This is a genomic window from Vibrio viridaestus, assembly GCF_003856525.1.
Lineage (GTDB): Bacteria > Pseudomonadota > Gammaproteobacteria > Enterobacterales > Vibrionaceae > Vibrio > Vibrio viridaestus.
Window position 1 is genome coordinate 359704 of the sequence record NZ_RJVQ01000001.1, and the last position, 19783, is coordinate 379486.

The window sequence follows — 19783 nt, forward strand, 5'->3', positions numbered from 1 at the left end:
CTACCTGTCCGAGTAACGAAATGCGCGCTGCTTCAGCTCTTCAATGCGTTTGGGAGAATCGTCCTTTGAAACTACAACAAGATCACCCGAATAAACGAGAGGAATTGGTCTATGTTCTAGATCTAATTTAATAGCTTCGGCCATGGCGACTCCGGTATCATCATTCATTCGCATTACAGTTGCCGTTAAATCGCCACTGGCAATAGCATCAAGCTCAGCAGAACCGCCGCCCCATCCATTGACTTCAATATCGTTGCGCTTCCTTTTCTTGAGAGCATTGACCGCACCCAATGCCACATCAGTCGAACATGCGTAAATAAAGTCTAGATTGGGATGATGAGCCAGATTATCTAGCGTTGCTTGGTAGCCACTTTCCTCTGTTGCATCGGTGTAATACGAAGACTCAAGATGAAATGATGGGTCCTTTTTTAAATCATTACTAAACGTATCACCCCGAGCCTGACTAATAAATCCTTGAGAAAAATATAGAATAGAGTATCTGGCTCCGTGAGGGTATTTTTTCTTAAAATAGTGTGCCAGTTGCAAGGCACCCAACTCATGGTCAAAACCAACATACATCATAGGCTGAGTATTACCCCAAGCCTTCACTGGCGTCGTTATATTTTGCAAAATGACCTTGGTTTTGGCACTGTGAAGAACTCGCTCTATGAATTTTCTATGTCTCGTACTATCCAACGTAAAAACCAAATAATCTGTATTATTTTTTAATGCTTGCATCAACGATTGGCTTTGCTGTCGAACATCCATATTGGGCCTGGTAAAAACATGGTTAATTTCGTACTTAATACCTAACTCATCCAAACGCAATTCAAATGCTTTTAGATTTCGAGTCCAATAATCGGATACTTGTTGACCTGGAAACACTACAGATATACTTACAGGCTTCTTCTGCTTTAAAGTGATTGGAACAGGTTTCTTACGGACAGTATCAATCAGGGAATCAGTGAGTTTTTTTTCATCGGGATGAGAATTAAGATATTCGTCGTAGCGCCAATAACCTTGTACAGCCGCCGCAGTAAGTGAGTTAAAGAGAAAAAATCCGATTAATACGGACTTAAACAGGTTTTTGGTCATAAAGGCAACTACTTAAATCAACGAAAAGCAAATGTCATTTATTGCATACTACTCTGCTGCCCTCAAATTTATAGCCATTGAGTGCATTTTTGTGAAACTAATTTGATAACTTTTTGTCAGTGCATTATTTAAAAGATGTGATTAACTCACGAAAATACTTTGGTTCAACAATAAGCTTCTCTTTTGACGCTTTAGATAGCCTTTTGATTCGCACTTCACACTTCAAAGCAGCGGAATGAGTAGGAACTTTTGCAAACCATTCTAAACTAAGTGGCCCTTTGCCTCGCAAAAACTTAGCGCCTGTACCAGACTCATGCTGCTTAAACCGACGCTCAACATCGGTAGAAATACCACAATAAAGTTGTCCTTGGTGAGTTCTAACTAAATAGACCCACCAAGAAGTACTAACAGAGCTCATCAAGACGCGAGGTAAGAGTGTTAAGCTGTTCTCGAAGTTCAGCTACTTCACTCTCAAGGGATGCTATACGCTCTTCATAATCACTATTTTCGCCTTGTGTGCTACCGACCAGCGACGAGGTAGAAACAGTGCTGTTATCAGGTAAACCCGTAAATAACTGACAGTAGCGAGATTCCCGTTTTCCAGGTTCGCGTTCTAGCTTCACAACCAACTCTCGAGCAACCAACTTATCGAGCACGGTTTCAGTTTCTTTAACATCGGTAAATTGACACAATCGGTTTGTACGAGTCCTAAGTTCGCCTGGAGTTTGAGCACCACGAACCAGAAGGCAGCAGATAATTCCCAACTCTTGTTCATTCAGTTTTAAATCCCCAAACTCTGTATTGCAGAAGCGATGCTGATACTTGCTAACTCGACTTGAAAAACTGCTTTCGTCGCTAACGAGTCGTTTCGCTACTAGGCCTTCGACAATATCTAAAATTTCGGCTTCCGAATAGGAGGTAACGGGATCTCGGTTACTCTTTTGATTACATGCAGAAGTCAAACTGTTCAAAGTGAGAGGGTAATAGTCAGGCGTAGTTATCTCTTTTTCAATCAAACACCCAATCACACGCGCTTCCGCAAAACTTAATTCAATACTCATCAATAGCTTCCTGTTCTAATTATTCTCTGTTCTATAGCTTCATTTTAATAATTCATTACGCAAAGCATTGTCGATTTTGTAACTTAATGCTCTTTGAATAAATTCAAGCGGATAAGCTGACCAAATTCATCCAATAGAGCCACTCTTGAACGATTAAGCTCTATCTCTAATTTATCTCGCTCTTTCCATGCTTGTTTGTAAGCCTCTCCAACTCGAGATTCTTTGTCTTCTTTTACCTCAACTCTGGTTGAGCACACTATTTCTGAAGAGAACATTTTTTATAACTACGGCGAACAACATAATGTGCACATGATAAAGCGCTCAGGACGTAAAACACAACCCTGTTCCCTATTTTAGATTGCTTTTAATTTGTTAGGACTAACGAATAGAATCATTGATCTAAAGACTGTTCTTGATTGTTTTGATATGATTTAATCAGTTGATATATCATAACTAGAAAATGGAAAGGAACTTATGAGTAGCGTATTTGAAATTGTTGCTTTAGCACGACGCAAAAATAAACTAAAACGCGAGCTGATCGATAATGAGAAAAAAGTTCGTGACAACCGCAAACGTGTTGATCTTCTCGAAAACATGTTGGACTACATTAAACCGGACATGACTCAGGAAGAAATCCTGGCGATTATTCAAAAAATGAAATCTGATTACGAAGATCGCGTAGATGACCATATCATCAAGAGTGCTGAAATCTCGAAAGAACGTCGTGAACTTAGTCGTCGCATCCACGAACTGACTGAAGAAGATAAACTTCAAAATCACAAAAAATAATTTAGCGTATTTAATTATAAAGGGAGCTCTCCGGGGGGAGTTCCCTTTTTTTACGTCTTATAAAAGCCTGTGGGTTATTGATGTGACCAAAAGAGATAGTTAAACTAGAGCAATATAGAAGTAATTTACTAGTACCAAGAGGTAACTATGTCTTCAATCACTACTCGTTGTCCCGTGTGTAAAGGATTAAATCGAGTTCCAACTGATCGCCTTACAGAGTCACCAAAGTGCGGCAAGTGTCAGTCTTCATTGCTTGATGGTCATCCCATTGAAGGAACAGAACAAAACCTTCCTCAAATTATTGAGTCAGATATCCCCTCCGTTATCGATTTCTGGGCACCGTGGTGTAACCCGTGTGTGGGATTTGCACCGATATTTGAAGATATTGCTGTCGAATATGAAGGTAAGGCACGCTTTATAAAAGTCGATACTGAAGCTCAGCAGACGCTCGCAGCTCAATATCAAATTCGCAGTATTCCCACGATTATGGTTTTTAAAAGTGGGAAACGACTCGACACAATCAATGGTGCGTTACCAAAAGGCCAATTCAATCAATGGTTGTCAGCAGCACTGAATAAATAATTGAGGCAGAGGACTCAAGGTGTGTCCTCACTACTGCATACTAGCAAATTGCCTAACCAGTCGTTGTAGGCTTTCTAATTGTTCTACGAGGGTTCCGGTCCTGACGACAGAAGTACTGGATAACACCTTCGTTTCATTGACAGCGTCTCTCATTCTTTTTACATGCTCGACCATGCCTTTTGTTACTTCAACCTGTTCGCTGATTGACTGAGAAGTAAAGTCAGATTGCTTTCCAATTGAAGACAGATCAACCACGATTTTTTCAAACGCTTCTCGACTAATATCTGACTGTTTAACGCTCTGTGCAGATACCGCTTGCCCTTTGGAAATCACATCGCCGGTTTTCCTGACCGCAGACTGTAACTGCTCTATTCTTTGGCGAATATCGTCTACGGATGCACTGGTCTTCTCCGACAAGTTTCTAACCTCATCGGCGACGACGGCAAATCCTCTGCCCGCTTCACCAGCTCTCGCAGCCTCAATCGCAGCATTTAGTGCTAATAGGTTTGTTTGCTCCGCGATACCATGAATCAAGACTAGTATGCCTTCTATTCCGTCTACGTCTTGATATAGGTGTTCTAGAGCCAACTTGGATTGATTAAGATGAGAACCCAACTCCTCTACTGTCCGCACTGACGCTTTTATTGTCTCCATTCCATTTGTTGCCGTTTTCATTGCATCGGCGACAAACTCAGTATTACTTTTTGCATGGTCTGAAACGCCATCGATGGCACTGAGCATTTGTTCAGCAGCAACAGACATCGCGTCAGTTGATGTATTTTGCTCTTGAAGCTTTTCTTGTATCGACTGGCTGACCGCCATTTCTTCTTCTGCGGATAGTAAAAGACCACCAGACGTTTCCAGGGAACGTGCAGTCACTGCTCTTAACTCTGATTGCTTCATGGTAAATGACAGCTCGATAGACGAAAAATCATCATAATGACCGGTATAAGGCCATTCCATCAAAGGATTGGAATAAGATTTGCGAACCTTGGTATTTAATCGCTCAAGGCGCAGTCTGAGTTTAAGTAAAATCAGCAGTTGGATAAAGGTAACGACTGCACCACAAGACAAGAGATAGATGTGATCGGAAACGACGGCAAAGCCAACGATAAAAGCGAGAAAAATAAGGGTCTGCAGTGTAATACCAACGTTAAACCACCCTTGACGTCTGGGAGTCCTTTTCCCTTTCTGCATTAACTCATAAAGTAGTGATGCTCGAGAAATCTGCTCATCTGTTGGCTGATGACGAACGGATTGATATTCATAAATTGAACCGTCACTTTCTTTTATTGGAGTAACAAAAGCAGAAACCCAGTAGTGACCTTTTTCCTTGCAATTATTTTTGACCAATCCCATCCAGCTCTGCCCGGAATGTAAATAATTCCACAGCTGGGCAAAGGCCTGTTTAGGCATGTCTTTATGTCGAATAATATTGTGCGGTTTGCCCAACAACTCCGATTGTGAATAACCCGCAACCCGGGAAAAATCCTCATTACAATATGTGATATGGCTGTCTACTGTTGTCGTCGAGATTAGACTGTCAGTATCAGAGTAACGAACACGATTATCATCCACAGAAAGACCCTTGTAATTCCACATAAAACTCATTGCTAATTTATTTCAATTATCACTTATGCGACTTGTTTTAAATCAAGCAGCAATTGATAAAATCATTTATTAAAGTTGTCATAAATGATTAAACGTTCACTGTTAGAATCACTTTTTCTGTATATGGATGTTGATCTGTGATGAAGCCATTAAAGCGATATCAATACGAGCGTTATGCGGTGTTGTGTAAGCTGGCATACCCCCGAGTTTTTCGTCACACTCGATATGGATTCGATCCAGCAGGACAACGAGTAATCTGCAATAAGCGCGGTAAAATAATGGCGAGAATATTATGGAGTAAAAAAAGCGACGAGGTCATTGTCGTTTTAAAAGGTTCTCACTCCATTAACGACTGGATGTTGAATCTAGCTTGTTGGAAGCGTCAATGTCATCAACTTGACTTACCCTATTCGATTCACTCTGGATACTATTCGCTACTCACTCAAGAAAGCTCTCCATCAAGAAATAATGATCATCTAGGGCAGTCTGTATTAGAAAAAATAGCTGACACACTTTTCCCTCTTATAGAGGAAGGGAAACGAGTTTCCTTTACCGGTCACTCTTCAGGTGGTGCGTTGTCCTGTGTCCTAGCTGATTACGTTGAATATCATCAACCAGGTAGCGTGAAAAGGGTCGTTACATTTGGTCAGCCGGCGATTGGAGGATGGTCATTTTACCGACATTATCAATTAAAACATAAAACATATCGGATATGCTGTGATATCGATATCGTCACCTTCATGCCACCAATACCCATTATGTATTTACACGTCGGGAAAATGCTATGGCTTTATAATGGCAGAATTTACGAAAATACGAATACACTACTGAGATTAAGCCGTTCGCTAATTGGCTGGCTAATTAGACCATTTACTTACCATTTGATGAGTAAATACATTCGAAATAAAGATTTTTTTGATGAAAGATAGGAAATGGAGGCGCGTCCCGGAGTCGAACCGAGGTCCACGGATTTGCAATCCGCTGCATAGCCACTCTGCCAACGCGCCTTTGGAGCGACACACGAGGTTCGAACTCGTGACCTCAACCTTGGCAAGGTTGCGCTCTACCAACTGAGCTAGTGTCGCATAAGATGGTGCCCCGGGCCGGACTTGAACCGGCACAGCGCGAACGCCGAGGGATTTTAAATCCCTTGTGTCTACCAATTCCACCACCAGGGCACTTTGAAAGTAGACACCATCTTACGATGATTCTAAATTTTTGGAGCGACACACGAGGTTCGAACTCGTGACCTCAACCTTGGCAAGGTTGCGCTCTACCAACTGAGCTAGTGTCGCATATGTTTCAGCGCTTCGTGCTGAGAACGAGGCGTACTTTAACGCATACTGAAAATCAGTCAACAAATAATTTTAACTTTTTAATTCAAGTGATTAAAAAGCGATCTCAACAGAATAAAAGCTCAACATATTGTCTGCTATTCGTCCTATCGACCTTTTATAACACGGCCAAAAAGAGTCGGATGATAGGACCAAAAATGGTCGAATAGACTTAATAACTGAGGATTTCCATACTTTGAAAAAGAAACCGCATGAAATCTATTTCCTTTTTCTTTCAACTCTTCAACTCGACTTATCAGCTTATCGTTTTGCTTGGGTGCTACGAAATCAGACAATACAATCAAATCTGCGTACTGATATTTTTCGCCTTCCATCAAATCTAGCGATGCGGATAAGGCTGGCTCTAAATCCGTTCCGCCATGAAAAGTTGAACTTAGAAAATCGCTTACTTCTCTCAAACCATCTTGTTTTGTTAATTCATACTTAATGACCTGGGTAGAAAAAATCATCACATAGCAATCCCGGTTATCCGCCAAAGCTATTTGCATCAAACCATAGGCGAGCGCTTTCGCCGCTTGTTCCGGAAACCCCTGCATCGATCCTGAGGCATCAATACATACGATGAAAGGGCCTTCATCGCTCTCGTCAGTAGCAGCGACTTTCTTCTTAGTAATGACCTGTTTTAATTTTCTGCGTTTTCCCTCTAGCTGATAATTCAATAACTCCTTGTCGACTAGATGCTTGTAGAAAACCACCTCTAACTCTGGGTGAGATAAAAAAAGCAGTTCGTTGGGCAACAAACGGTTAACGTCATCTTTTTGATGAATCCCTACAATATCATCGGTCGCCTGCTGCGATTGCTCCTCAACAATAGTCAGCTCTTCCACATATTTCTCTTGCTCCGTCGCCTGATCTTTAACTTCATGAGCCTGACGTCCAAGCTCTTGAGCAATTTCTCGCAATGCTTTGTGTTTCTTTAATACTTCTGCATGCTTTTTGATGGTGCCAATATCCGATTTACTTAGCTTCGCCGAAGCCATGTTCCAGTAACGTTTGACTACATTTGGGTCCGATTCACAACCATCGTCCAGTACATCAATATCTTTGAGTGTATCCATTCGCTGATACAAATCATCAAGTAACGCTTGCTTGTGCTCTTCTAACTCGCGTACTTGGGCCAACTGAATTTCCTCCGCCAGACGTTTATACCATTGATCACAAAAATAATGTGGAAACATGGGATTACGTAAATTGTTAGCATCTGAAAGTAGTCTGCGTGCCTCACTATAAAATGAAGAAATCCCTTCCATTTTTTTCATAGTTTCTTCTATAGACGTAAAAAACTCCGTTTCATTCCAGTGAACGACCTTTTGGTACATCTCCATTTCGGTTTGGAAACGGTCCGTCTGACTCACTTTTGTCAGACGAAAGCGAACATACTCTTGCCATCTGGCAACATGATTTTTAAGTGGGGACTGGAGGTTTGGATCTTGCCCGACAAACAAGTATTGAGTAGTTTCAATAAGCTCTTGGACACTGGCATCAAGGATGCCAGTGTCAGTGAGAATATTGGTTAAGTTAACAATATCGAGTCCAAGCATAGGGGAATATAACTCTTGTTAGCGTGCAAAACTTCTCTGTAACTTTTCGAGCCATTCATTAGTTGCTGAGCACAAGCTCATAAACTCTTCGCCCTGATACTTAATATCTTGAACTGTACTTTCGATTTTAACCAACAGATCTTTATCAACGAATATGTGTGGTAAGGCATCATGAAACGAGGCTCTGGTTTTACGAAGTAACTGTTCGATGTGAGTCGATTCTTTCGCTATATCATTACACTGGTTGGTCCAACTCGACCAAGAGGCAATACCATTCACATCTTTGGTAACAGCACGAACTAAAGTAGAACGATTACCGAGATCCTTTATCACAAACCGACTTTGCGAATCTTGGCTAAATTGCAACGCACATAATACGCTGCCTTCGTTAACATACCCGGTAGCTTCGCCATTCCCCTCTCTAATGAGTCTCTCGAATTCACTTTTCTCAACATAGACCCAGTGGCATTCTCCGTTAGCATGTTCTTTACTCGAAACTCCAGGAGAGCTTTGTAAAAGAACCAATTTAACAAAGGACTTATTCTGTTTTGAAAAGGTTTCTAATATCCCAAGAGTCGTTTGAAATGTGCTTGCCTTTTTAATGAGTCCCGAAGAGATTTCCTGACTTAACTTCATAGCCAGTTTATCCTCAACGTCACTTTTCAATCCTAGAATGTCCTGAGTTGCAACAATGGTTTTGTGCTTAACCTGTTGCTGGTTAAAGGCATAGGACTGTGCAAATTGCATCACAACATCGATGATTTTTTCACGAGTTGTCGGCGAATTCCACAAACAATCTTTAAGCAGCAGTAGATCCAGAGGATTAAGTTCTGAGCGACCATTAAAATATGCGCTAGCTTTTAACAGCTTAACCGCCTTTTTCCAGCGTCGGTCAGAAACGTAGTACGCCTCAGGATCAGAACTATCTGATTCGAGTGATTCTACCATCGATTTCAACTGGTACAGTTTTTCAAAAATATCATCACTTAGTGGAATGCTCTGCAAATCCTCCAGCCAATGATGATACTCTTCATCTGAAATAGCCAAATCCGCTGGAATTTTCGTCTCTTGAGGAGTTCCAACCGTCAACAACGAGCGAAAGTTATTTTTTTCTTGGATTCGATTAACAAATAACCGAACCAATAGACGGTCATACAGTGCATCTAATCCACTATCTTCCTCTGGTAATTCATTAGAAGCCGCTACGAGCAGACGCATTGGGACTTTGTAAATATCCGTTCCATTCTTAAAGGTTTTTTCATTTACGACGGTAAGAAGTGTATTGAGAATAGCAGGCCCTGCCTTCCAGATTTCATCAAGAAAAACAACTTGAGCCTCAGGTAAATAACCTTGAGTAAGTCTAACATATTTACCATTGTCTTTTAGTTCTTGAATACTCAAAGGGCCAAACACCTCTTCCGGAGTCGAAAAGCGTGTCATAAGGTATTCAAAATAGGTACTTTTATGAAATGCCTGCATTAATCTTTTAGCAATAAGACTCTTGGCAATTCCCGGTGGACCTAACAAGAAAACACTTTCTCCAGATAACGCTGCGAGTAAACACATTTTAATCGTGTGCTCACGTTCATAAATACCATCTGAGAGTGCAAACGACAGCTTATTAATTCGTTCTGATAACAGAGAGCGCTGAGAATGAGAGCTTAGCTTCGAGACATCCATAAATAATTCAACTTCTTTTATTGATCTATATGAGACTACACAGATAATATCAAGTATACAAACACGATAAAATGCAATACACATCTGTACTTAAGCATCAATTAATAGATATATCAGATCAATCTATCAAATTAGATATTGAAACCTTTGTTTTTACTATTGAGACTAATATCACCTTTCTATCGTTCATTTTTAGCTAGGAGGCTCGGGTGTCGAAAGAAATTCATAAATGGAAATCATTTATCCTAGAAGAAGAAGATTACATTTTTCCTGATCAGAGTCATTCTCGCCATACAACGCTAAGGCATCCCGGTGCTGCAGTCATTATTGCGATGAACGACGAAGGTAAAATCGCCATTATTAAACAATTGCGACCTTCTCTAAACGATTGGCATATTGAATTGCCTGCGGGAACCAAGGAGGACAACGAAACCCCGCTAGAATGTGCAATTCGAGAGTTAGAGGAAGAGACTGGGTACTCCGCATCAGAATTTACTTATCTTGGAGAACTCATTCCTGCTGCAGGATTCTGCGATGAAATTCAGTATCTATTCTTAGCAAATCAGCTTAGTTATACTCACAGATTAGCTGCCGATGAAGATGAGTTTATCGAATTGATGTTTCTTTCCGTGTCAGAAATTAATACGCATATTCAAAAAGACCGGATAAAGGATTCAAAAACCATCGCCGCCATATATAAAGCACTACTTCTGGGTTATTTAAAATAGTTTATTTATTCACCATCTTATTGAATAAATATATTTTTCTACACTTTAATATAAGAAATAGCTAACATATTAGGCATAGCTAAATTAGATAAGCAACCAATGATAAAAAGACGCCAAGGTAGACGAAGCGCAGAAGACGCGCAAAAAACGAAGCAGTCGATTTTACAAGTCGCAACTGAGTTATTTAGTGAGTTTGGGTATTCACAAGTAACACTTCGTAGTATTAGTGAGAGAGCAGGAATTTCTCACAGTTTAATTAGACACCATTTCGGGAGTAAAGAACAAATATGGTATGAAATCAGCGATTCCATTCGAGAGTATATGGAAGAGCACTGTAAACAAGTTTTAAACTCTATTCCTACTGATATACCGGTTAACGAAAAGCTCTACCAATTTTCTGTTCGCATTCTCGCTTTTACGTTAGTCAACAAAAATCCGATTCGATTATCTTCAGATGTAATAGGAGAAGAAGACGAACGTTTCGATTATTTTTATCAGCACTCGACACAGCTTTCAACGATCATTGAGAATTTAGTCAATGAATACAATAGCTCAACAACAGACCCAATTGAAGTCAACGAACTCAATTGGGAAATAATCTTATATGCACATGCTGCCGCATCTTTAGAGCCCTTTTTGAAAGCGACGTGGCCTGGAGAACATGATAGCTCCATCGAGCATCTTAAAAAGCATTGGTCTTTGTTTAATAGTTTGATGGCAAATAAACTGCATGTGGAAAGAGCTCATCGACTCAAAGCAGATAATGTGGCTGAACTTCATGCTATACCAGCCACATCGACTCTACACGCAATTTAGTGACTACTTTTTACCACGAGAAGCATGAATTTTGAGCCGTTTCTTTAGCATTTGCTTCTCGTGGTTACGTCCTTTTCGCTTAGGAGCATTTGGACTTTCATCAACCACAATCTCTTCTTTGGGCTCAAAACCCGCTAACCATTGAAGAGTGAATCTCTGTTCTACCAGCTGTTCAATGTCACGCAACATTGAGTTTTCTTTCGTTGTGACAAAAGACACAGCTAAACCCGCTTTATTCTGGCGTCCTGTACGACCAACTCGATGAACGTAGTCTTCAGCTTTGAATGGCATATCAAAATTGACGACAACCTGTAGATCATCAATATGTATACCTCTGGCAGCAACATCAGTAGCAACCAGAACTCTCGTACGACCCGTTGAAAAATCGGCAAGAGCCTTTTCACGAGCCCCCTGACTTTTATCTCCATGAATTGTCGCTGCGCTAATACCATCAAGTTTTAACTCTTTTGCCAGTGTTTCAGTCATCCCTTTCATCTTCACGAAGACTAAGACCTGCTGCCAATTTTCTGACCCGATCAAAAATGATAGCGCCTTCATTTTTTGCGATTGATTTAGTTCGTATAACCGTTGTTCAATACTTTCGACGGTACTATTTTCCAGATCAACTTGAACTCGACTAGGCTGTGAAAGCAAAGTTTGACTGAACTTGAGTACCTGAGGATTGTAGGTTGCAGAAAAAAGCAATGTTTGCGGCTTTACGGAGAACTTTTTTTTCAATCTCTGGATATCTGGAGTGAAGCCCATATCAAGCATACGATCGCCTTCATCAAGAACCCAAAGCTGGACGTTTGTAACGTTTAAGCTACGAATATGGATTAAATCCAACAATCGCCCAGTGGTACCTATGACTACATCGATATTACTGCGCAATTTTTTCTTTTGCTCATTAATACTCGCTCCACCATAGAAGCATGCCCCAGAAAGACCCAAAGCCTCGCCAAAAGGTTCAAAAGCTGTATAAACTTGCTGCGCCAGTTCTCTGGTAGGCGTGATAATAAGTGCTTTGGGACTACCGTAAATAGTATCCAGTGACTTAACTGTCATAAGCTTTTCAATAATGGGAAGCAGATAGGCTAGTGTTTTGCCGGAGCCTGTTTGAGCTCCTGCTATTAAATCATTACCCTCAAGAATTTTAGGAATCGCCTCATATTGAATATCCGTTGGCTCATCAAAAGAAAGACTTTGAATACAAGCACAAAGCTCTGAGCTCAAACCTAACATTGAAAACTTTTCCACAACTAACACCTATCTACTCGTTTTGAATTCGTGCATAAGATAAAGAATCAGCAAGTAACTTCAAGTAAAAAGGTTCAAAAGCCTTTTCAATCGTATAGTAATGCTTCTCAAGAATAGAATTGCATTGAGCCAAAGGTTCGAAACGTGGACGGCGCTTCGATATATTCCGTATTGCTCTTTGAGTATTATCCCAGTGAACGTATGACTCTAGCCAATGTTCTGACCACATTTTTGTCGATACATGGGTATAGCTATCCGGGAGTGTCGGTATTTCTAGCTTCTCTTCTTTCGCCATTTCGGCTTGTGTTTCGCGCGTAAAGTCTGCAAGACTCTCGCAACTAAACAATGACCAATGTTTAGCCAGAAGATGATCCCAAAATACATCCATTGCTATCGGACAAAAGCGACGGCACTCTTCAGGGAACAGTGATTTCAATTCTTTGATCAAGGGACCTTCATCAGTATATCGGTCAACCCATCGATGAAGGTAGATCCCATTAATAACCTTCTGACTAAATGACGTTTTCTGTACGTCACCTCGAACGAAATCACCCAGCAGATTACCTAATGGCGAGCTATTACAATGTTGCGCAATATGCAGATGAGCTAAATAATTCATAAAAAAAGCCAGCAAAACTGCTGGCCACTCTGACTCTATTCTGGATAACCGTTAGGGTTAGTTGATTGCCATAGCCAAGTATCTTTCGTCATATCTTCGAGCGTCTTTTTCGCTGTCCAACCTAATTCATCACGAGCTTTACTTGGATCAGCCCAGCACTCAGCGATATCCCCTGGACGTCGTTCCACAAGCTTATAGGCGATTTCTTTACCACAAGCTTTTTCGAATGCCTTGACCATATCAAGAACACTATAACCCTTTCCAGTACCTAGGTTATACGTATGTAAACCTGATTTATCTCCGATTTTCTGTAACGCGGCGACATGTCCATCAGCGAGATCAACAACATGAATGTAGTCACGAACTCCCGTGCCGTCTTTCGTTGGGTAATCACTGCCAAACACGGATAAAAATTCACGACGGCCAACAGCAACCTGTGATACGAAAGGCATCAAATTGTTTGGTATTCCCTGAGGATCTTCTCCAAGCTTGCCTGTCGGATGAGCCCCCACAGGGTTAAAGTAACGAAGCAGTACAATACTCCAGTCCGGATTCGCCTTTTGAAAATCGGTCAGGCATTCCTCAACCATTAGCTTACTACGCCCATATGGGTTAGTCGCTCCAGTTGGAAACGACTCAAGAATTGGTGCGGAAGCTGGGTCACCATAGACAGTTGCCGAGGAACTAAAAATAATCGATTTAACGCCAGCTTCACGCATTGCATCTACAAGTACTAATGTTCCATTTACATTGTTGTCATAGTATTCAAGAGGTTTAGCCACGGACTCACCCACCGCTTTTAGTCCAGCGAAGTGAATTACCGCGTTAATGCTAAAACGCTTCATGGTTTCAACGAGTAATGCTTTGTCACGGACATCACCGCGAACAAATTCAGGGCGAGTTCCAGAAACCTCTTCGATACGCTGCAGAACAGCTTCTTTACTGTTGTACAGATTATCAAATATTACTGGCGTCATACCCGACGCTATCATCTGGATACACGTATGACTACCGATATACCCCATACCACCTGTTACTAAAACATTCATTATTATTTAACCCTCTGACGACTTTATTTCAGTCTATCATCTGCTCCGTAGCTTGAAAGATTCGAAGGCATCACTTCCGAACACACAGAATAAATTCTTAAATATAAGACAGGTTACATTCCTACGACTTTCGCCAGCCCAATAGGATACCCACGTTTTTGTGCCATTTCGATGGCAAGAGCTTCTATTTCTGCCGCTTCTAAGCCTGTAATAATCGGATGCAGTACTTCAATTGATTGCTGGTACAAACCTGGCTCAGCTAACCTCCAGCTCTTTACAATTTTTCTCGCGGCTTCATAAGCTGACGAACCTTTAACAATTTCCACTCGAGCATAATTATCCCCTTCGAATGACACATCCGCAGCCCGCAGAGTCGCATCATCCCCTGGTATCTGCTGCGCCCCAAACAATGGCTGCCCATCCGGTACCGCTTTATCAAATTCAGGGATATAGTTGGCTAAGAAATGGATAGCCTTACTCGTACGATCATTCGCAACATGACTATCCCAACCAGAAACCAGTTTTCTTTCCAATTCGAGAGGAAGCTTAGGTTGTGCTGACACACTAGTACTCTCGGCTAAACCGGATTGAAATAACGTAATATCTTCTGTCATTCCGTGTAACTGGAAGACGCCATCCGCATATGGTGTTAACTGCGCCATCCCATTTGGCGTTCCACGCTCGCCATGAAAAATAACTTCTGGCCAATGGTATGGATTCGCCGCCCAATTGGCTACATAAGCAGCTTTGAATTCGACATAGCGCTTTCTCTTCGCCTGAAGCTTATCGTCCACTTTTCCTGTTTCGTAGCCGCATGCATTGATCAAGTAGTCAGCATGTAACGTCTTTTGCTTGGTCTTATTTTCCATATAGGCAATAGACCAACCATCATTTTCATTTTCTAAGTGAGTAAACTCAGAATTGAGATGCAAATGAGCATTTGGCATATTTTGCAGCGCTAAAACCGCACTTGCACCAAGACGGAATACACTCCAACCATACTCCTGAACGCAAATAACAGGAAACTGTAGCTTGGATAAGTCGGTACTTTTCGCAAATGGGATAACCCAATCCTGCGTCGTCTGTGGATAACTTGGTTGTTCTAAACGAGCAAGTTGTTCGAGCTCCTCACGACTAAACAGTGTGTAATAATTATCAGGTTCTCCAAGAATCTTGTTTTTAGGATCATCGTGTACGAGTTCTGCGTACGAGTCTCTGATGACATCTAAACGTTGAATAATGGTTTCAGGACTACCGGAGTCAATCTTGGGTACAGCGATAATGGTCGGTCTGACGTTGATCGTTTGTGGATAAAGCCGAATTGACTCTATCGACTGCTTCAATAACTCAATACATTGCTGCTCAGAAATCTCACGGTACAGGTTGCCCCCAGCATGGAGGTGACATATCGGTGGACCATTAACTAACTCGCCCTGACGTTCTATGAGATGTACGTTGATGCCAATTTCAGCAAGGTGAACAGCAACGGTTGCACCTGCCACACCTCCACCAATAATTGCCACTGTCGGTTTGCTGCCCATAGAGCTCCTACCTAATTCTTTAACATTCAAAATTTTTGTATAACGTTGGTTTATTCTAACGAGATAAAAATCGCTTTTAAATCACATTTTTTATAAGGAAAACGTTTTCTTAGTTCTAAAAACGACACCATAAAAATTTCTCAAATTTCTCTTGACTAGAGATCTTGGGATAACAAAAAATTCATTGTTCTGAAGTATAAAATTAATCACACCCATTGAGCCTTCTAGGTTTGAAATTGATCTTCATTTCAATGCTTTTAAAGTTATCCCAAACTTTATCCACTACTTCTGTGGATAAAAGCGTACTTTACTCAACGTTCAATTAATTCGTCTGTTGATAGAATTGCTTTATCAAAACATGGCTGCTTCTATAAATCATCAGTATTAAACCCAAAACTGTAATGATGGGAAGGGTCATATACAGCCCCCAGTGAAGCGAAGACTCAATGCCAAATACATGTTGATTTACTAGCGTTACGATTAGCTCAGCACCAGCACAGGCAACAATACTACCAAGTGCTCCCATAAAACCAAACTCAGCGAATAATGTCCATTGAATCCGTTTCTGACTTGATCCGAGCGTACGATATACTTTTACCTCATCACGCCGGGTAGAGATACTCAAAGCCAGCACTGTCACAATGAGCAATAACCCAGCCATTACCGCCAGTAAAGACAATAAAGAAATGGCCCATACGACTTGACCAAGTAAACCTTGGATTTTCTCCGTGAGGACTCTTAAGTCGATAACACTCACCGTTGGAAAGTGACGTGAAAGATCACTGAATTGGTTTTCAAACGTATCGTCTAAGCGGTAACTCACTAACCAGGATGAGTTAATCTCTTTCATTACATCAGGAGTGAAGATAAAGAAGAAATTGGGTTTCATTGATCGCCACTCGACTTCTCTAATCGAGTTAACCACAGCCGAAAATGTAATACTGTTCGCGACGAAACTTAGCTTATCACCGACTTTGATATTGAGCTCCTCAGCGACCCCAGATTCAACGGAAACACCGTTACTGTTCGTCCAAACTCCAGACAAAACCTTGTTGTAATCGGGTATAGAATTTGCCCAAGTAAAATTAAGCTCACGGCGTAAGGCATTACTCTTATCTTCTCCACCAGCATGTTGTGCAGCATTCTCTCCATTTATTTCGGTTATCCTACCGCGAACGATGGGAAACATAGGCGATATTTCCGTTGCAAACTCGCTTATCTGGTCGTGATAACTGTCTTTCTGTGCCGTTGAAATATTGAATGCAAATACATTCGGACTGTTATCTGGTAATACGGACTGCCAATCCGAAAAGAGATCGGTTTTTACCATCCAAACAACGCTGATTAACATGAGTGAAAGAGATAAAGCCCCTAACTGTAAACCGGTCAAAAACTTAGTATGATTCATTCGGGTTAACGCCAGTTTAAGGACTGGATGCACAACTAATTTATTCGCGAAAGAAATGATACCCAGCGAAACTCCACCTAACACAACGAATAACACCACCACACCCGCTAGCATAAGCCAGACGATGATGTTGCCATTGAATAACACAAGCATAACGACAAGTGGCAACAGGATAATATGCGCTCTGCCCAATACAGATAAAATCGGTTTTTGCCCACGATCACTCTGAATTCCCGTTTTCCACAATCGACTGATTGGTAGGCCCATAGCTGGAATTAAGACCGAGATACACATTACGATTGCTATCAGATAGGGTTGGAAAGTCAATACGGGTAATGGGTCTGGTAACAAAGAAGCGAGAGGTATTCTTAATAAACGTTCAAATGCGATACCGAGCAGTAAGCCAATAACAATGGATGCACCTAACATCATTCCAAGTTGAACGACCAACCATCGCTTAATCCAACCTTTATTCGCCCCCATACTTCTGAGCGCACGAATAATACCTGAACGAGATTTAACATAAGATTGCGACGTGACGACCAAAGTAGCTGTCGCCATAAGAACAATGACGACAACAATCATAGATACATACTGGCGCGTTTTATCAAAAATCTGCGATGCTCTGCTCTCTTTATCTGTATCTTCCCACTCATCTCCAGGCTGCAGTTCTACCAATTTCTTTACGTTGTCGATAGCTGAGGATGATGCGTTGATAAAAACATTATATTCGACTCGGCTTCCGACCTGAATAGCACCAGTTTGGGATAAGTCTTTCTGACTAATGTAGACGGTCGATAACTGGCGAAATGGATTAAAGCTAATACCGGGCTCTTCTGCGATCACTCCCGTAATTGTACTTTCAAGATCGCCTATCGCGACGTCATCCCCCACTTTTAGTCCAAGCTCTGTCATTAAGCTCTTATCTAGCCATACAGTGCCAGGTTCAACGTGATCTTGTATCTTACCATCACGTTCAAGTTTCAGATTTCCTCTTAAGGGATAATTCTCTTCTACCGCCTTAACCATGACTAATTTCATGGACGTGCCACTAAACATCATTGTAGAAAAACGAGTCATCAGAGATTTGGCATCAACACCATCAACCTGAGCATCAAGAAGTAACGATGGAGGCGGGTTAGCAGATTCAAATACGATATCTCCGAGCAACGCATCTTTACCCTGTTTATCTATCGCTTGAGACATTCGTTCAGAGATTGCTGACATTGAAAAAATACTCGCGACAATCAAAACTATCGCTATAGCTATCGGCCATAACTGACTGGACCGAAGCTCTCGCAAGCTCCACTGATAATAAAATTTGAGAGGAGAGCGATTATTCATCATAGACCTCCTCTAAGTGTCCTGAATGCATTGAAAACTGTCTATCACACTTCGCCGCAAGTGATGGGTCATGTGTAATGATCACCAATGTGGTGCCATGCTGCCGATTTAGTTCGAACAATAATTCAACGATGTGCTTTGCAGTCGATTGGTCCAGATTGCCTGTCGGTTCATCAGCGAACAGAACTTTAGGCTGCCCCATAAACGCTCTTGCTATCGCTACTCTCTGCTGCTCCCCACCGGAAAGTTCAGAAGGCATATGATTAATTCGTTGTTGAAGCCCAACCGATGTCAGGAGTTCTAAAGCACGTTGGTTATCTTCGCGTTTGCCTTGAAGTAAGTAAGGTAGTGTTACATTTTCAATTGCGTTTAATGTCGGTATCAGCATGAAACTCTGAAAAATGAACCCCAACTCCTTTCCTCTTAAGTCAGCTTTTTGCTCGTCATCAAGTACATCAAGCTGTTGAGAAAGAAGAGAAATTGTTCCAGATGATGGAGAGTCCAACCCAGCCAATAATGACATTAGCGTTGATTTCCCAGCACCTGAGCTTCCTACAATAGCGACGGTTTCGCCGGCGAATATCTCTATGTTTACACCTTCGAGAATCATAAGTTGCTGTTGTTTTTGCGGAATAACTTTCGTTATATTAGAAGCTGAAATAACCGGAGTACTCATAATGCGTTTACTTTCCTTAGTTTTCTTACTGTTGATTTCTTTTCAAGGGATGACGAAAACCCTATTAATTTTAGGTGATAGTTTAAGTGCGGGTTATCAAATGCCCATCGAAAAAGCCTGGTCTTCTTTACTTCATGATGCCCTACTCCAAAAGGGAAACAATGTGAATATTGTAAACGGAAGTGTCTCTGGCGATACGACTGCAACCGCACTACCAAGAGTGAAAACTCTTTTATCAAAGCATAATCCAGACTATGTACTCGTCGAACTCGGGGCAAATGACGGATTACAAGGCTTCCCCCTGAATATCACGCAAGATAATTTAACCAACATTCTTACGCAAATTCAGGACTTCGGAGCTCAACCGATTTTAATGCAGATTAGAATCCCTCCGAACTACGGCAAACGTTATAGTGACACCCTTCGTCAGATATATCCGAAACTGTCCCAACAGTTTGACATCCCTCTAATACCTTTCTTTATGGAACAAGTGGTGCAAAAGAAAGATTGGATGAAAGAAGATGGATTACATCCAAACGAAAAGGCTCAACCTTGGATAGCTGAAAAAATCGCGGCGGATATCATGCCCATCTTGTCTCAATAAATACGATTAAATGCATATTCTGTATAT

The 19783-nt window shown here is 41.3% G+C and carries 17 protein-coding genes, 4 tRNA genes and 2 pseudogenes; 6 read left to right on the forward strand and 17 right to left on the reverse strand.

Annotated elements, in window-relative coordinates:
• The 4 genes and pseudogenes from EES38_RS01670 to EES38_RS01685 form a co-directional block, all read right to left on the reverse strand.
• Positions 1 to 1095, reverse strand: coding sequence for an autoinducer 2-binding periplasmic protein LuxP (locus EES38_RS01670; protein WP_124935434.1), 1095 nt, complete (start codon positions 1093 to 1095; stop codon positions 1 to 3).
• 124 nt (positions 1096 to 1219) lie between these two features.
• A complete protein-coding gene (locus tag EES38_RS01675) occupies positions 1220 to 1513 on the reverse strand; it encodes a GIY-YIG nuclease family protein (protein ID WP_124935435.1) in 294 nt (97 codons plus the stop codon).
• 141 nt (positions 1514 to 1654) lie between these two features.
• A pseudogene (locus EES38_RS01680) lies at positions 1655 to 2156 on the reverse strand (YceH family protein); the annotation flags it as partial.
• Between the two features lie 83 nt (positions 2157 to 2239).
• Complete coding sequence (locus EES38_RS01685; protein ID WP_124935437.1) at positions 2240 to 2431, reverse strand: hypothetical protein; 192 nt, start codon at positions 2429 to 2431, stop codon at positions 2240 to 2242.
• 196 nt (positions 2432 to 2627) lie between these two features.
• Between EES38_RS01685 and EES38_RS01690 the strand changes: the two are divergent.
• Together EES38_RS01690 and trxC are read left to right on the forward strand one after the other, a co-directional pair.
• Positions 2628 to 2945, forward strand: a pseudogene (locus tag EES38_RS01690) (DUF496 family protein); the annotation flags it as partial.
• 147 nt (positions 2946 to 3092) lie between these two features.
• Positions 3093 to 3527 carry a thioredoxin TrxC gene (gene trxC, locus EES38_RS01695; RefSeq protein ID WP_124935439.1) on the forward strand — a complete coding sequence of 145 codons (435 nt, stop codon included), beginning with the start codon at positions 3093 to 3095 and terminating at the stop codon, positions 3525 to 3527.
• Positions 3528 to 3557: 30 nt separating this feature from the next.
• Here trxC and EES38_RS01700 read toward each other — a convergent pair whose 3' ends face one another.
• Complete coding sequence (locus EES38_RS01700; RefSeq protein WP_243694127.1) at positions 3558 to 5105, reverse strand: methyl-accepting chemotaxis protein; 1548 nt, start codon at positions 5103 to 5105, stop codon at positions 3558 to 3560.
• A 173-nt stretch (positions 5106 to 5278) separates the two neighbouring features.
• Here EES38_RS01700 and EES38_RS01705 point away from each other — a divergent pair, with 173 nt between their 5' ends.
• Positions 5279 to 6067, forward strand: a complete 789-nt coding sequence (locus tag EES38_RS01705) for a lipase family protein (RefSeq protein WP_124935830.1) — start codon at positions 5279 to 5281, stop codon at positions 6065 to 6067.
• 4 nt (positions 6068 to 6071) lie between these two features.
• Here EES38_RS01705 and EES38_RS01710 read toward each other — a convergent pair.
• The 6 genes from EES38_RS01710 to EES38_RS01735 form a co-directional block, all read right to left on the reverse strand.
• A tRNA-Cys gene (locus tag EES38_RS01710) sits at positions 6072 to 6145 on the reverse strand.
• 2 nt (positions 6146 to 6147) lie between these two features.
• A tRNA-Gly gene (locus tag EES38_RS01715) sits at positions 6148 to 6223 on the reverse strand.
• Between the two features lie 6 nt (positions 6224 to 6229).
• A tRNA-Leu gene (locus EES38_RS01720) sits at positions 6230 to 6316 on the reverse strand.
• 41 nt (positions 6317 to 6357) lie between these two features.
• Positions 6358 to 6433, reverse strand: a tRNA-Gly gene (locus EES38_RS01725).
• A gap of 146 nt (positions 6434 to 6579) precedes the next feature.
• Positions 6580 to 8034, reverse strand: a complete 1455-nt coding sequence (gene viaA, locus EES38_RS01730; RefSeq protein ID WP_124935441.1) for an ATPase RavA stimulator ViaA — start codon at positions 8032 to 8034, stop codon at positions 6580 to 6582.
• Positions 8035 to 8052: 18 nt separating this feature from the next.
• The gene (locus EES38_RS01735; RefSeq protein ID WP_124935442.1) at positions 8053 to 9714 is read right to left on the reverse strand and encodes an ATPase RavA domain-containing protein; all 1662 of its coding nucleotides are present in this window, start codon (positions 9712 to 9714) and stop codon (positions 8053 to 8055) included.
• Between the two features lie 209 nt (positions 9715 to 9923).
• Here EES38_RS01735 and EES38_RS01740 point away from each other — a divergent pair, with 209 nt between their 5' ends.
• Both EES38_RS01740 and EES38_RS01745 read left to right on the forward strand, forming a co-directional pair.
• Positions 9924 to 10442, forward strand: a complete 519-nt coding sequence (locus EES38_RS01740; protein ID WP_124935443.1) for an NUDIX hydrolase — start codon at positions 9924 to 9926, stop codon at positions 10440 to 10442.
• Between the two features lie 99 nt (positions 10443 to 10541).
• The gene (locus EES38_RS01745) at positions 10542 to 11258 is read left to right on the forward strand and encodes a TetR/AcrR family transcriptional regulator (protein ID WP_243694128.1); all 717 of its coding nucleotides are present in this window, start codon (positions 10542 to 10544) and stop codon (positions 11256 to 11258) included.
• A 3-nt stretch (positions 11259 to 11261) separates the two neighbouring features.
• Here the strand turns inward: EES38_RS01745 and EES38_RS01750 are convergent, their stop codons facing one another.
• The 6 genes from EES38_RS01750 to EES38_RS01775 form a co-directional block, all read right to left on the reverse strand.
• Complete coding sequence (locus tag EES38_RS01750) at positions 11262 to 12515, reverse strand: DEAD/DEAH box helicase (protein ID WP_341824377.1); 1254 nt, start codon at positions 12513 to 12515, stop codon at positions 11262 to 11264.
• A 13-nt stretch (positions 12516 to 12528) separates the two neighbouring features.
• The gene (locus tag EES38_RS01755) at positions 12529 to 13134 is read right to left on the reverse strand and encodes an acyl carrier protein phosphodiesterase (protein ID WP_124935444.1); all 606 of its coding nucleotides are present in this window, start codon (positions 13132 to 13134) and stop codon (positions 12529 to 12531) included.
• 35 nt (positions 13135 to 13169) lie between these two features.
• A complete protein-coding gene (gene galE, locus EES38_RS01760; RefSeq protein WP_124935445.1) occupies positions 13170 to 14183 on the reverse strand; it encodes a UDP-glucose 4-epimerase GalE in 1014 nt (337 codons plus the stop codon).
• A gap of 113 nt (positions 14184 to 14296) precedes the next feature.
• Positions 14297 to 15724: an FAD-dependent oxidoreductase gene (locus EES38_RS01765; protein WP_124935446.1), complete on the reverse strand. Its 1428-nt coding sequence runs from the start codon at positions 15722 to 15724 to the stop codon at positions 14297 to 14299.
• A gap of 322 nt (positions 15725 to 16046) precedes the next feature.
• Positions 16047 to 18479 (reverse strand): ABC transporter permease, encoded by a 2433-nt coding sequence (locus EES38_RS01770; RefSeq protein ID WP_124935447.1) that lies wholly within the window; start codon positions 18477 to 18479, stop codon positions 16047 to 16049.
• Entirely contained in the window at positions 18469 to 19152 is a 684-nt protein-coding gene (locus tag EES38_RS01775) for an ABC transporter ATP-binding protein (protein ID WP_124935448.1), read from the reverse strand. The genes EES38_RS01770 and EES38_RS01775 overlap by 11 nt, the downstream gene beginning before the upstream one ends.
• Here EES38_RS01775 and EES38_RS01780 point away from each other — a divergent pair.
• Positions 19151 to 19756, forward strand: a complete 606-nt coding sequence (locus EES38_RS01780) for an SGNH/GDSL hydrolase family protein (RefSeq protein ID WP_124935833.1) — start codon at positions 19151 to 19153, stop codon at positions 19754 to 19756. The two genes, EES38_RS01775 and EES38_RS01780, sit on opposite strands and share 2 nt — an antisense overlap.
• Positions 19757 to 19783: the final 27 nt, after the last annotated feature.